At 63.1% G+C, this 12,479-nt stretch carries 11 protein-coding genes; 3 read left to right on the top strand and 8 right to left on the bottom strand.

What is annotated here, in order from left to right:
* Window positions 1–8: 8 nt before the first annotated feature.
* Entirely contained in the window at window positions 9–470 is a 462-nt protein-coding gene (locus tag HXS65_RS13300) for a LexA family transcriptional regulator (RefSeq protein WP_176503848.1), read from the bottom strand.
* Between the two features lie 203 nt (window positions 471–673).
* Here HXS65_RS13300 and HXS65_RS13295 point away from each other — a divergent pair, with 203 nt between their 5' ends.
* Window positions 674–1,588 (top strand): LysR family transcriptional regulator, encoded by a 915-nt coding sequence (locus HXS65_RS13295; protein WP_176494115.1) that lies wholly within the window; start codon window positions 674–676, stop codon window positions 1,586–1,588.
* Window positions 1,589–1,609: 21 nt separating this feature from the next.
* On the opposite strand, the gene HXS65_RS13290 is transcribed toward HXS65_RS13295, so the two are convergent.
* The 7 genes from HXS65_RS13290 to HXS65_RS13260 all read right to left on the bottom strand — a co-directional run bounded on the left by HXS65_RS13290 (window position 1,610) and on the right by HXS65_RS13260 (window position 7,996).
* Complete coding sequence (locus HXS65_RS13290; RefSeq protein ID WP_176494114.1) at window positions 1,610–2,359, bottom strand: 2OG-Fe(II) oxygenase; 750 nt, start codon at window positions 2,357–2,359, stop codon at window positions 1,610–1,612.
* A 110-nt stretch (window positions 2,360–2,469) separates the two neighbouring features.
* Window positions 2,470–2,790 (bottom strand): multidrug efflux SMR transporter, encoded by a 321-nt coding sequence (locus HXS65_RS13285; RefSeq protein WP_136939268.1) that lies wholly within the window; start codon window positions 2,788–2,790, stop codon window positions 2,470–2,472.
* Window positions 2,791–2,804: 14 nt separating this feature from the next.
* A complete protein-coding gene (locus HXS65_RS13280; RefSeq protein ID WP_176494113.1) occupies window positions 2,805–3,173 on the bottom strand; it encodes a multidrug efflux SMR transporter in 369 nt (122 codons plus the stop codon).
* A 202-nt stretch (window positions 3,174–3,375) separates the two neighbouring features.
* Window positions 3,376–4,779, bottom strand: a complete 1,404-nt coding sequence (locus tag HXS65_RS13275; protein WP_176494112.1) for an NAD(P)-binding domain-containing protein — start codon at window positions 4,777–4,779, stop codon at window positions 3,376–3,378.
* A 171-nt stretch (window positions 4,780–4,950) separates the two neighbouring features.
* A complete protein-coding gene (locus HXS65_RS13270) occupies window positions 4,951–5,808 on the bottom strand; it encodes a PAS domain-containing protein (protein ID WP_176494111.1) in 858 nt (285 codons plus the stop codon).
* Entirely contained in the window at window positions 5,805–6,692 is an 888-nt protein-coding gene (locus tag HXS65_RS13265) for a response regulator transcription factor (RefSeq protein ID WP_176494110.1), read from the bottom strand. The genes HXS65_RS13270 and HXS65_RS13265 overlap by 4 nt, the downstream gene beginning before the upstream one ends.
* Complete coding sequence (locus tag HXS65_RS13260) at window positions 6,689–7,996, bottom strand: sensor histidine kinase (RefSeq protein ID WP_176494109.1); 1,308 nt, start codon at window positions 7,994–7,996, stop codon at window positions 6,689–6,691. Before HXS65_RS13260 ends, HXS65_RS13265 begins: the two co-directional genes overlap by 4 nt.
* 274 nt (window positions 7,997–8,270) lie before the next feature.
* On the opposite strand from HXS65_RS13260, the gene HXS65_RS13255 reads away from it, so the two are divergent.
* Window positions 8,271–10,697 carry a DUF1989 domain-containing protein gene (locus HXS65_RS13255; RefSeq protein ID WP_176494108.1) on the top strand — a complete coding sequence of 809 codons (2,427 nt, stop codon included), beginning with the start codon at window positions 8,271–8,273 and terminating at the stop codon, window positions 10,695–10,697.
* Window positions 10,698–11,052: 355 nt separating this feature from the next.
* Window positions 11,053–12,411: an ammonium transporter gene (locus HXS65_RS13250; RefSeq protein WP_077371230.1), complete on the top strand. Its 1,359-nt coding sequence runs from the start codon at window positions 11,053–11,055 to the stop codon at window positions 12,409–12,411.
* Window positions 12,412–12,479: the final 68 nt, after the last annotated feature.

The raw sequence follows: 12,479 nt of genomic DNA, 5'->3' as shown, positions 1-12,479 counted from the left end.
CGGCGCGCTCATACCGCGTATTCGTGGATGACGGAGCGCACCACCCCCCAGACCTGACACTCGAGATCGACGATGGCCACCGGCGGATACAGGGCATTGCCGGAGCACAGATACGGCCGCTGGCCGATCAGTTCGTAGCGCTTGACCACCACCTCGCCCTCGACCAGCGCCACCACGATATGTCCGGGGCGGGCGTCGATGGAGCGATCCACGACCAGGGTGTCATTCTCGTAGATGCCGAAGCCTTCCATGCTGTCACCTGCCACCGTCATGAAGAAGGTCGCTGCCGGACGCTTGATCAGCCGCTCGTTGAGATCCAATGTCCGGCCAGCGTAATCCTCGGCCGGTGACGGAAAGCCGGAAATTCCCGCACGCCCCGTGATGTGGGGGTATGGCAGCTCACATGGCGCAGGAGCGGGATGAGGGCGAGCCAACGTCTCGTGAGTGGCAAGGGGGGCAGATGCGGTCATGGAAAGCTCTCCTGTCATGGCTGTATTTATATACAGTATCCGTGGCAGGCAAGCGTTAGGCAACCGCTAATATGCAAAGCCGCCTCAAGTGAAAGTGGCCGCTGCGAAGCCCGGATGGCGAGGGTGTTATGCTCGGCATCGGCGAATGCCATCGGGCGCAAGGTCCGGTGTCGACGTGAAAGGCGGATTCACTGTGGAGAGCCATGAACGAACTGACCCAACGACTGCGCACCTTCCTCAAGGTGGCGGAGCATCAGAGCTTCAATGCGGCTGCGCGTGAGCTGGAGATCGCCAGTTCCACGGCGACGCGTCACGTCAATCATCTGGAGCGACAGCTGGGCGAGCCGTTGCTGGTGCGCACCACGCGCCATGTGCGGCTTTCGCCTGCCGGTGAGCGAGCCGTGATCCGTTTCCGTGCCATCCTGGGCGAGGTGGCTCAATTGACGGATGAGCTCGAGACGCTGAGTGAGCGAGTCGCGGGGCCGCTGCGCATCTCGGTGCCGTGGCGATATTCGCGCCTCTATCTGGCACCGCTGGTGAGTGAATTCATGCAGTGCTACCCCGAGGTGGCGCTGGATATCGTCAGCAGTGATCAGCGTGTGGATCTGATCGAGGAGCAGTTCGATGTCGCCATCCGCATCGGCCATCTGGAAGACTCGAGTCTGATCGCACGGCACATCAGCGACCAGCGTTTCGTGCTGGCCGCGGCGCCGTCCTATCTCAGTGCCCAGCCGCCCATTCGTCAGCCCGAGGACCTGGAGCGGCACCGCCTGCTGACCTTCAGCTATACCACCGCCAATCATCACTGGCGGCTGGTGCAGGGTGAGCGGGAGCACCGCATCTCGGCGCGAGCACGCGCGTTGCGTACCAACAACGCCGACATTCTGACCCAGGCAGCCCTCGAGGGAGCTGGTGTCGTGGTGCAACCGCTCTGGGCCATCCGTGAAGAACTGGACCAGGGACGCCTCGTGGCGGTGCTGGAGGACCATCAGGTCACGTCGTCGGATTTCGACACTGGCATCCATGTCGTCTTCGCGCGCGAGAATCAGCACAACCCGCGCGTGCGTGCCTGGGTCGATTTCCTGCTCGCCCGCCGCGAGCGGCTGGCCGGTCGCTAGCAGGTTCTCGGCAGGTGGTCATCAGTAGAGAATATCGCTGCGGATGATGTACTTGGCACCATCGCGGATCGGCTCGCCTGCGTGCACGCAGTGCTGCGGGTGCGAGCCATGCGGGAAGCACAGCACGCCGCCCTTGGGCGTTGCGACCGAGACTGTCTGGATGTCGTCCCGTGACTGGGCAGGCCTTTCGGGGTCGCGACGGCTGACCAGAAACTCGGTGCGCCCGCCGGTATAGCCATCGCTCAGGAAGATGAGGAAGGTGTACTGGCTCATCAGGCCCGGATAGGCGTCCTGGACGATCTCGCCATTGATGACGCGACTGCCCGGCCAGGCACCATCGGTATGCGGCTTGAAGAAGTCGCCGGCCTCGTAGCGATAGACACGAAAGCGCGCATTGATGCCTTTTGCGCCTTCGCCCTGGATCTGCTCGGTCACCAGTGGCGCCGAGCGCGCCCAGATGACCTGATCGATGGCGTCACTGACGACCCAGTTGACGTTGTGGTTGTGGCGTACCGAACGCGGCAGGGAGACGGGCGCATCCTCCTCGAAGCCCATTGCCTCCAGGGTGGCGACGAAGTTGTCGGCCTCGGCAGGCGTCAGCACATTGAGCAGCTGGAAGGCGCCCGGGACACCCTCGACCTCCTGACGGACCACCTCTGGTGTCGCCTCGGTCTCGAAGAGGTCAGACACGTCACCGTTGTCGGTCCAGATGGGCAGGGGCGTGGGAGAGAAGCCGCGCTCGTGACTGACGGCGTAGAAGGACAGGCTCATGGCAAGACTCCTGAATGGCATGATCACGAATGTTGCCCGAGAGGCTAGTGCACTGCCGACGACAGAAAAAGGCACCTGACGGCAATTGGTCATTGCACGAATGGCAATGATCAATGTCCGCCTGTCAGGTTGAGGCCGACGATCGACAGCACGATGAGGCCGATGCAGGCCATGCGGCGAAACGAGAAATGCTCCCGCCAGAACAGCACCCCGATGATGGCGCTGACCACGGTGCCGATGCCGGAGAATACGGCATAGGCGATGCCCAGGCTGATGGTGTCCATGGCCAGATACAGCAGGCTCAAGGAGGCGCTGAAGCCCAGCGCGACCAGCAGCACACCCCGTCGGCGGCGGTGGTTGGCGTATTGATTGAAACCGGTGACGCCGACGACTTCACAGCAGCCTGCGGCGATCAGATAGACCCAATCCATGTCATCCCTCCTGCTCATTCACTGACGGTGGTCTGTGGTGTGGCACTTGCGTGAGTCCGCTTGTGGCCGGGCGCGCCGGGGGCCGTCTTGAGCACGATGATGCCGATCAGCATCAGCACCACGAAGCCTAGCGTGGACCACTGGAACTCGAGATCGAAGAACAGCAGGTCAGTCACCACCGTCCCCAGCGTGCCCAGGCCGACGAAGATGGCGTAGGTGGTGCTGGCGGGCAGTGTCCTGGCGATCTGGGTGACCAGACTCAGGCTGATGATGACCAGCAGCACCGTCAGTGCCCATTCCAGGGGAGTGTCGGCGACCTTCAGGCCCGTGGCCCAGCCGATTTCGCACAGGGTCGAGATCAGGAAATAGAGCGTGATGCGCATGGTGATCGGGCGTCCTTGTGAGGTGTCGGGAAAATGAGGCGTTCAATCGCCAGCGAAAGACATGCGTTGCATGAATGCGAGTCTATATGAGTTTTTGTTGATGTTTATGGCCATGAAAAGGCGGAGGGAGCCCCTCCGCCTGGTGCCTGGCGAGTCATCCGCGCAGCTCCTTCTCACAAGAGCGTCAGGTGACCAGAAAGCGTCAGGAGGCCAGCGGCGTGGTCGTCGCCTGAGCAGCTGACTCCTCGTCGGATGGCGCCTCGGCCGGCTGGGCCAGATAGGCTTCCAGCGAGTCATCCATCGCCTCAAGCCACGGCGTGTGATGTCTGGGCGCCAGGGTGCCGGTCATCAAGGAGCGATAGCCGTGATCGCGGAAGGTCATGATGTTCTCGTGCTTGTGATGCTCCCACTCGAGGAAGGTGCGATTCACGCCATCGATATCGAAGCTCGGGTAGTCGGTCTCGCTGATCAGCGATTTCACGTAGTCACCCTGGAAGACGATCATCGCCTCGTCGCTATCCAGCGTTTCCTCACGCTCGCGCCATGCCTGGCTATCGGCTTGCATCGCCGCTTTCGCCGGCAGTGTCTGGGTGCCGAGAATCGCATCGCGCACCCACCAGGCCTGGGCATCGAACATGTTGAAGGTGTACCACTGGTCCTGCATGCCGAGATAGAACAGGCGCGGATTCTCTTCCCACACCACGCCCTTGTAGAGCCCCAGCGGCCACATGCGGTTGGCAGTCTTGAGGCGCAGCGACTCCTCGAGGAACGGGAAGTGATGCAGATAGCCGGTGCACAGGATGATGGCATCGACTCGCTTGTGGCTGCCGTCACTGAAATAGGCGGTATCGCGATCGACCTTCACCAGCAGCGGCTTCTCTTCCCAGTTGTCCGGCCATTTGAAGCCCATCGGGGCGGTGCGGTAGCTGGTGGTGATGCTGCGCGCACCGTATTTGTAGCACTGCGAGCCGATGTCCTCCGCGGAATAGCTGCTGCCGAGCAACAGCAGATCCTTGCCCTTGAATTCCAGTGCATCGCGGAAATCATGCGCATGCAGAATGCGGCCATTGAAGGTCGCGAAACCGGGGAATTCCGGCACGTTCGGAGTCGAGAAATGCCCGGAAGCCACGATGACGTGATCGAATTCTTCGCGGGTCACCAGATCGAGCGCCTGATCATGCACGCTGACCGTGAATTGCTGGGTAGTCTCATCGAAGGTGACCTGACGGACCGGACAGCCGAAGCGAATGTACTTGCGCACGCCAGCCTTCTCGACACGCCCCTTGATGTAGTCGAACAGCACGGCGCGCGGCGGGTAGGAGGCGATAGGGCGCCCGAAATGTTCTTCAAAGGAGTAGTCGGCGAACTCGAGACACTCCTTGGGACCATTCGACCACAGGTAGCGATACATGCTGCCGTGGACCGGCTCGCCGTGGGCATCCAGGCCGGTGCGCCAGCTGTAATTCCACAGACCACCCCAGTCATCCTGCTTCTCGTAACAGACAATCTCGGGGATCTCGATGCCCTTGTCGGCTGCGGATTGAAAGGCGCGCAATTGAGCCAGTCCACTGGGGCCTGCGCCGATGATCGCGATACGTTGGGTCATGGATACCATCCTGTTCTTGTTGTGTCTTGATGCGTTACCTGAGGTTTCGTGACGTGATGACGTCGAGAAACACTGACAACGAAACAGGCTAGCGAGATGTGACCTGGCTGCACATTGCTCGGAAAGGGTAGCCATAAAGGAGTATGCGATGCCGGTGCCATACCCACCGGATCATGCGGAATCCCCTGCCAGGTCCGAGGTGTCGACGGCGAAGATGATGCCTTCCACGGCCAGTGGCGTGCCGTCAGGTGAATAGATGCCATGGCCCTTTTCCTGTACCCGGCGCACGTCGCCATCGCGGTGACGAATGCGGTAGGCAAGGGTGAAGGGCGTGTGTGCCTGGAGGGCGGCCTGTACCTGGTCCCACACGCGGTCGGCATCCTCGGGGTGGATCATGTCGCCGTAGGTGAGGGAGGGATGATCGAGCAGGTCGCGCGGGCTGAGTCCGGTGATGGCCAGGCAGCCGTCACTGATGTACTCCATCGACCAGTGGCGGTTGTTGCGCGCGCGATAGACCATCGCGGGCAGGCCCTTGATCAGGCGCGTCAGGCTGCGCAGGTTGGCGGCGTCGATCTGCTCCTGCTGCACGCGCTCGCTGATGTCATGCAGAGTGAGCGTGGCGGGCCAGGGCGAGGCCAGCGAGAGCGACTGGCTACGGACTTCACACCAGCGATAGTGGTGGTCCGGCCCGAGGATGCGCAATCGCCAGCAGTCAGGCCGCTCACGGCGTGACACGTGCTGGGCCAGCACGTCCCAGCGGGCGTGATCTGCGGGGTGCAGTGCTTCCCGCAGACGCCGCGGTGCCGTGCCGCCCCCCTCCGTCCGAGAGGCGATTGGCGTGTCTTCCCGTGAGCCGCTCGATTCGTGTCCGCTCAGGGCCTGCCAGCCACGCGAGGCATACAGCAGCGTGCTGTCAGCATCCACCACGACCACGGCATCACTCAGGCCATCGAGAATCGCCTGTGCGCTGAAGGGCGAGGCAGTCGAGGCGGGTGAGGCGGAGGCGAACTGTTCGAGGAAGCGCATCATCTCAGGCTCTCCTTTTCGGCCCGTGTCATGGCCTCTTTGGCGCTTGTCGCGTCCTCGGCGGGCGCTCGGCTGGCATCTCTCGCTGGCGTCAGCGGGTGGGCGTAGACCCAGGCGGCCAGCTCCAGTCGCGAATGCAGATCCAGCTTGCGCAGCAGATTCTTGACGTAGACCTTCACCGTGCTGTCACTGATGCCCAGCTCGCGCGCGATCAGCTTGTTGCTGAGGCCGCGCCCGATCCATTTGAGGGTATCGCGCTCACGCTCGGTCAGACCGCGATGCCAGTCCGCCGTCTCGGCCTCAGCCATGCCGTCAGCCAGGGCAGCGTCTGTCGCCTCGATCAGCGGCATGGCCGAACTCGGCGTGGGAACGCCACCCTCCGGCGGTGCATGTTCGCGTGCCGAGCGCTGGCGGTGGTCCTGCTGCAGGCGCCTGGCCAGCAGCAGCAAGGTCTCTTCCTCCAACCCCAGCTTGCCGTCGATGACAGCCTGCAGGCGCTCGAGAATGCGTTCGGGGGCGGTGTCCTTCATCAGGTAGCCATCCGCCCCTTGCTGGATGGCATCCAGCAGATGACGGCTATCGTCGGAGGCGGTCAGCAGCACCACCTTGAGGGCGGCATCACGCTGCTTGAGATGGCGCATCAGGGTCAGGCCATCGAGTTGCGGCATCTGCCAGTCGACGATCACCAGCTCGGGGGCGAGGGCGGGGAGGCGCTCGAGCAGATGCGCACCATCATCGAAGTCGGCCACGACCTCGAACAGGCCACCTTCACTCAAGAGCTCGGCAAGCCCGCGCCGAAACAGCGGATGGTCGTCGACGAGTACCACTCTTGTCGGGAGTGTCTGACGTGTCGGGTGCGTCGAGGGTGTCTGTCGTGTCGCGGTCATGTGTCGCGGCGCTCCCAGCTCAGTGTCACGCGGGTACCGCCCTGGCGAGGCTGGGTGATGGCGAACTCGGCCCCGAGGTGGCGCGCACGATCCTGCATGATGCCCAGCCCGAAATGCGCGGCGGGGATCTCGGCGGGATCGAACCCGCAGCCGTTGTCCTCGACGGTCAGCAACACCCGCGCCGCCGGCTGCGGCCCAGAGGACTGATAGAGCAGTTGCAGGCGCAGGTGGGTGGCCCGGGCATGGCGCACGCTGTTGGTCATCGCTTCGCGCACGATGAACATCACCTGCAGGGACTGGGTATCGGGGAGGTGCAGTGACTGGATGCGATTGTCGAGCTCGAACACCATGCTGGAACGGGTCTCGAATTCCTCGATCAAGGCCTCCAGCACACAGGCAAGCGGCGCGTCTCCCCAGGTGGCGTGCGCGCCATTGATCAGTTCACGGGTCTGGCGGAAGGCGCGCCGGGCCTGGGTATGCACCTCCTCAGCCAGTGCCTGCACCTCCTGTGGCGCATGGCGGGCGGCACGTGTCAGGCGTGCGCTCTGCATCTGCAGGTAACTCAATTCCTGGGCGAGGGTGTCGTGCAGCTCCGCCGCCAGTTGTCGGCGTTCGTTCTTCAGGGCCTGTGCCACCGCTGCCTGCCTGTCTTCGGCGTGACGCGCCTGTTGCTGCTGCAATGCCAGCCCACGGCTCAGAGCGTCGATGACGGCGTGTGCCAGCGGTGTCTCGCGGGAGGGGGCTGCGGCTGCCGGCTCTCCAAGCCACAACCAGTCATCGCCCGTCGCCCCTCTGCCCGTCTCCCCTCTGTCAGTGGCATCCGTGAGGGCGATCAGCACGCCACCTGGCGTGCCGGCTATACCTGACGCCTGCTGTCGGGCGCCGGGATCGCGACCGATATCCCTGACGACTTCCTGCAGTCTCTGGCGCGCAGCGGCTGACAGAGCGATGCCGGCAGGGGAAATCACCGTATTGGTCGCCTGACCGGGTGCGCGATGCACGACACAGAGTTCGCCAATCGAGGAGTGCGCCATGCCGCTTTCAGGACAGCCGTTCAGCATGTCCAGCAGCTCTCTCAGCACGGATGGCAACGCCTCCTCAAGGTCAGCGCAGGTAGCGATGCGCAAGGTGATGGCATCGAGGTGGTGTCTGTCACGCAGATCAGGCGGCGGGATGGCAGCAGGGCGAACGGGAGTCTCGGCATCGGCGCGACAGACTCGTGCGCGCTGGACATCAAGGCGATGCGCTATCCCTTGCGATGCAGGCGCCTTGCCTGTCTTCGATGCGCCGAGACTGAGTGCCATGCGAGTTCCTCTGTCGTTTCGCCGCCCCTGCGGCGCGCCCTGATTCGAGTGTCACACCAGCAAGCTTCATGCCAGTGAACGGCTTACCCCTTCATGGGTACCTCTCTTGATGGATTGTCGTCGCATCTACTGAGAGTAAATTTAATTAACCATGAAGAACGTGGTGCGCGACGCAAGGAGTCATGCACCATCCAGGCACATCTGATCCAGGCTTGCCCCTCGAGCACTTCCTTCGACTGGCTCGCCTGCCATGACAACAAGAGGTATCACCAGGATGGGACTTGCAGTCGAGATACCCGCTGCCACGCCGAACCAGCCGTATCGTTACCGAATCGCCGGCCTGGAGGTGTTGGCACTTGATCTGTCGCCCGGCGATAGCGTGCAGGTGTCATCCGTGGACGGTGCACAGTCCTGTGAGTGGCTGGCACTGAAGGCCACGGGGGATGAAGCCGCCGATGCGGCACAGCAGAGCGGGGAAAGCTCCCGCGAAGTGGTGAAGGGGGCAGGTACGACAATCGAGGCGTCGCTTGCGCACTTCGCGAGCGTCGTCAGCCCGGGAGATCACGCCTTCGCCAGTCAGCCTCAGGCCAGCGAGGCGCAGGAGACGTCCGGCAACAGGAGTCCGCACACTCGGAGTCCGCACACTCAGGCACGCCTGGAGGCGCTGGGGGTCGCGCATTGCCCGCCATCGCACTGGCAGCGCCTGTCAGCGGCCGGATTGCCAGCCGAGATTCGCTGGCCGCTGGAAGCGCCTGCCGCACGCCTGATTCTGCTGGCCCCCGGCAGTGACATGACGATAGAAGGAGAGCGGCTGGCCACCGAGCTTGAGGTGTCCCATTTCTGCACCGGGCTTGTGGGGCTGGAACATCTGCCGGTGCCGCTGGCACCGATCCGCCAGGAGACGAGAGTCGCGGCGGGCACGGTCGAGGTCTATGAGGTCAAGCAGGGCGAGTGGATCCAGATCATCGATGTGGCGGGGCGTCAGTGCTCCGACTTCGTGGCCTTCGACGCCACTGCCTGGGCACAGGGCGAGGAGCTGGGGCTGGATGCCGGCGCCACGCGCAGCCTGTCCGGGCATTGCATGCCCAATCCGGGACTGTATTCGGTGTTCTTTGATCAGCACCTGCATCCGATGCTCGAGGTGATCCAGGACACGGTCGGACGTCATGACAGCTTCATGCTTGCCTGCTCGCCGCAGTATTACGAACACCACGGCTACTTCGGTCACGACAGCTGCACGGTCAACTTCAACAATGCCCTGTCGGCGTCTCATGGTATCCGACAACGTGCCAGCTGGCCGGCCATCAACTTCTTCTTCAATACCTGGGTACAGCCCTGCGGCACCCTGGCGGTGGATGAGCCCTGGTCACGTCCCGGCGACTATGTGCTGCTGCGCGCCGACCGTGACCTCATCTGTGCCTCATCCGCCTGTCCGGACGACATCGACGCCGCCAACGGCTGGGTGCCGACCGATATCCATGTGCGTATCTACGCCGCTGAACATGACTTCCCCCGCGGTATCGCCTATCGCAACCGGCCCGAGGAATTGCCGCGCATGACTTTGCCCACCGCCTTCCATCCCTGCACCTCCGCCTTGACCAAGCAGTACATCGATTACCACGGCTACTGGCTGGCTACCCATTACGAGGGGTGGGGGGCCAAGGCGGAGTATCTCGCCTGTCGCGAACGGGTCGCGGTGATGGATCTCTCCGCATTGCGCAAGTTCGAGGTCGCCGGACCGGACGCCGAACGCCTGTTGCAATATGCGCTGACCCGCAACGTGCGCCGACTCTCCATCGGAGAAGTGGTGTATTCCGCCATGTGTCAGGAAACCGGCGGCATGCTCGATGACGGCACCCTGTTCCGCATGGGCGAGCAGACCTTCCGCTGGATCTGTGGTGATCCGGCCAGCGGCCAGTGGCTGCGGGATCTCGCAGAGCAGCAGGGCTATCGCGTCACGGTGCGCGACTCCACCCATCAGCTGCACAACATCGCGCTGCAGGGGCCGAAGAGCCGCGAGGTGCTGGCGCCGTTGATCTGGAATGCGCGTACCCAGCCGGAGGTGGAAACGCTGGGCTGGTTCCGCTTCATGGTCGGTCGCCTGGCGGGGCCGAATGGCATCCCGCTGATGGTGTCGCGGACCGGCTATACCGGTGAGCTGGGCTATGAGATCTGGTGTCATCCGCATGACGCCCCGGCCGTGTGGGAGGCGATCTGGGCGGCCGGTGAGCCGCATGGCATCGCGCCGCTGGGGCTGGATGCCCTCGACATGCTGAGGATAGAGGCGGGGCTGATCTTCGCTGGCCATGAATTCTGCCCGCAGACGTCTCCCTACGAGGCGGGCATCGGCTTCACCGTGCCGATGAAGAGCAAGGAGGATGATTTCGTCGGGCGTGCGGCCATGCAGCGCGAGACGCCGGAATCCCGCCATCGGATCATGGGCCTGAGGGTGGACAGCAGCGAGCTGGTCAGCCATGGCGATCTGGTCTATCACGGGCGCTATCCGGTCGGGGTGATCACCAGCGCGACCCGCTCTCCCTTGCTCAACCAGTCCATCGCCATGTGTCGTCTCGCCCCGGATTTCTCAAGCCCCGGAACGCAGCTTGAGATCGGCCAGCTGGATGGCCATCAGAAGCGCCTCGCCGCAGAGGTGGTGACATTGCCCTTCCATGACCCTGAGCGCCTCAAGGTGCGTAGCTGAGGGATGCATGGCGCATGACCGAGACCTCGCGCGTGAGGCTGGCCGGTGACGATCCGTATATGCAGTACGACTCACGTCATATCACGGTGCAGGACGCCGCCTGCCTGCCTCAATAACGAACACCCTCTTGCCAGGTGGTGATTTTCGGGCTTCATATGTGAAGAGGTGTCCACGATTTCGGGAAGATATCAATGAAAACAACGTATTGCTGAAGGTGGCCATCAGGGGTCATCTGGCATGTCGCTTGCTTTATCCAGCAGGTCCCCCTTGAAAAACAACAACAACCTTCGGGCAGACAGGGTTTCCACCGGCAGGCATGCGGTGGCAGACCCGGCCCGGAAAAGGAGAAAAGACGATGGATGAAAAGACGTTGCAAAGCATATTGGATATGCACCAGGCGATGAACATCGAGGTGTTCTACTGGTGGTGTACCGCCATCATGTTCCTGATCCACGCAGGCTTTCTGGCCTACGAGATCGGTGCCTCCCGTTCCAAGAATGCCTTGGCATCCGGCATGAAGAACGTGCTGACGCTGGCCTCGATCATCCCCGCCTTCTACTTCGTGGGCTGGTGGATCTACAACGCCTTCCCCAACGGGCTGATTCCCATCGAGGCCTCCGCGGCACTGCCGTGGAGCGCGAGCATGCGCCCGGACGCCGATGACATGGGCACCGGTATCTTCTTCGCGGCCTTTGCCCTGTTCGGTGCGACCACGGGCTCGATTCTCTCGGGCGCGGTGATCGAACGCATCCGCTTGGGCGCCTTCCTGTTGCTGGCGGTGATTCTCGGTGCGGGTGTCTGGATCCTGGCGGGTGCCTGGGGCTGGCATCCGGATGGCTGGATGCTGCACAAGCTGGGCTACCACGATGTCGGCGCGGCGGGCGTGGTGCATGCCGTGGCCGGCTTCTTTGCGCTGGGCGTGCTGCTCAATCTGGGCGCGCGTATCGGCAAGTACAGTGACGATGGCAAGCCGCAGGTGATCGCACCGCACAACATGCCGATGACCTTGATCGGGCTGATGCTGATCATCGTCGGTTTCTTCGGCTTCCTCGGCGGCTGCATCATCTTCAACACCGGTGACATCGGCTGGACCACCATCTACGGCAATCGCACCAACCTCTCGGCCTTCGCCTTCAATACCCTGATGGGCTTCGGTGGCGGCGTGATCGGTGCCTATCTGTCCTCGCGTGACCCCTTCTGGACCATGTCCGGTGCGCTGGGCGGCATCATCACCGTCGCGGCGGGGCTGGATCTCTACAACCCGGGCCTGGCCTTCGTGCTGGCCGTCACCGGTGGCGCCCTGATGCCGAAGATTGGCGCGCTGCTCGAGAAGCGTGGCCTGGACGACTCCGTCGGCGCCTTCGCGGTACATGGCTTCTGCGGCTTCTACGGTGTGGTACTGGTGGGTGTCTTCGCCGCGGGCTTCCCGAATGTCGGCGAAGGCGTGCCGGACGTCTCCTTCACCGGGCAGCTGACAGGCGCGGTGGTGATGGCAGTGACGGGCTTCGTGCCGGGGTGGGGCGTTGCCTATCTGCTCAAGAAGTTCAACCTGCTGCGCGTGCCGCCGCATGTCGAAGTGCTCGGGCTGGACCTGTTCGAAGTGCCGGCCAAGGCCTACCCGGAGAGCATGGCAACCGAGTCATCTTCCAGCGTGCCGGCACGTTCCGGTGGGGTAGTGGCAGCACCGATGGACAAGCGTCCCGATATCAGCTGAGTCGGTTCTGACGATTACCCGCATGAGGATTGGCTCGTTTGTTGCAGCGTTCGTTGCCATCTGTCCTG

This window comes from Cobetia sp. 5-25-4-2 (genome assembly GCF_013374075.1).
Taxonomy (GTDB): domain Bacteria; phylum Pseudomonadota; class Gammaproteobacteria; order Pseudomonadales; family Halomonadaceae; genus Cobetia; species Cobetia marina.
This window is presented reverse-complemented; position numbering and strand designations above follow the sequence as displayed.

What these genes read in the sequence shown, in the direction of transcription:
- HXS65_RS13280 (WP_176494113.1), bottom strand. Translation starts at nt 3,173, where the DNA reads ATGCGCATCACGCTCTATTTCCTGATCTCGACCCTGTGCGAAATCGGC.
- HXS65_RS13275 (WP_176494112.1), bottom strand. Translation starts at nt 4,779, where the DNA reads ATGACCCAACGTATCGCGATCATCGGCGCAGGCCCCAGTGGACTGGCT.
- HXS65_RS13255 (WP_176494108.1), top strand. Translation starts at nt 8,271, where the DNA reads ATGGGACTTGCAGTCGAGATACCCGCTGCCACGCCGAACCAGCCGTAT.
- HXS65_RS13300 (WP_176503848.1), bottom strand. Translation starts at nt 470, where the DNA reads ATGACCGCATCTGCCCCCCTTGCCACTCACGAGACGTTGGCTCGCCCT.
- HXS65_RS13260 (WP_176494109.1), bottom strand. Translation starts at nt 7,996, where the DNA reads ATGGCACTCAGTCTCGGCGCATCGAAGACAGGCAAGGCGCCTGCATCG.
- HXS65_RS13285 (WP_136939268.1), bottom strand. Translation starts at nt 2,790, where the DNA reads ATGGATTGGGTCTATCTGATCGCCGCAGGCTGCTGTGAAGTCGTCGGC.
- HXS65_RS13265 (WP_176494110.1), bottom strand. Translation starts at nt 6,692, where the DNA reads ATGACCGCGACACGACAGACACCCTCGACGCACCCGACACGTCAGACA.
- HXS65_RS13270 (WP_176494111.1), bottom strand. Translation starts at nt 5,808, where the DNA reads ATGATGCGCTTCCTCGAACAGTTCGCCTCCGCCTCACCCGCCTCGACT.
- HXS65_RS13250 (WP_077371230.1), top strand. Translation starts at nt 11,053, where the DNA reads ATGGATGAAAAGACGTTGCAAAGCATATTGGATATGCACCAGGCGATG.
- HXS65_RS13290 (WP_176494114.1), bottom strand. Translation starts at nt 2,359, where the DNA reads ATGAGCCTGTCCTTCTACGCCGTCAGTCACGAGCGCGGCTTCTCTCCC.
- HXS65_RS13295 (WP_176494115.1), top strand. Translation starts at nt 674, where the DNA reads ATGAACGAACTGACCCAACGACTGCGCACCTTCCTCAAGGTGGCGGAG.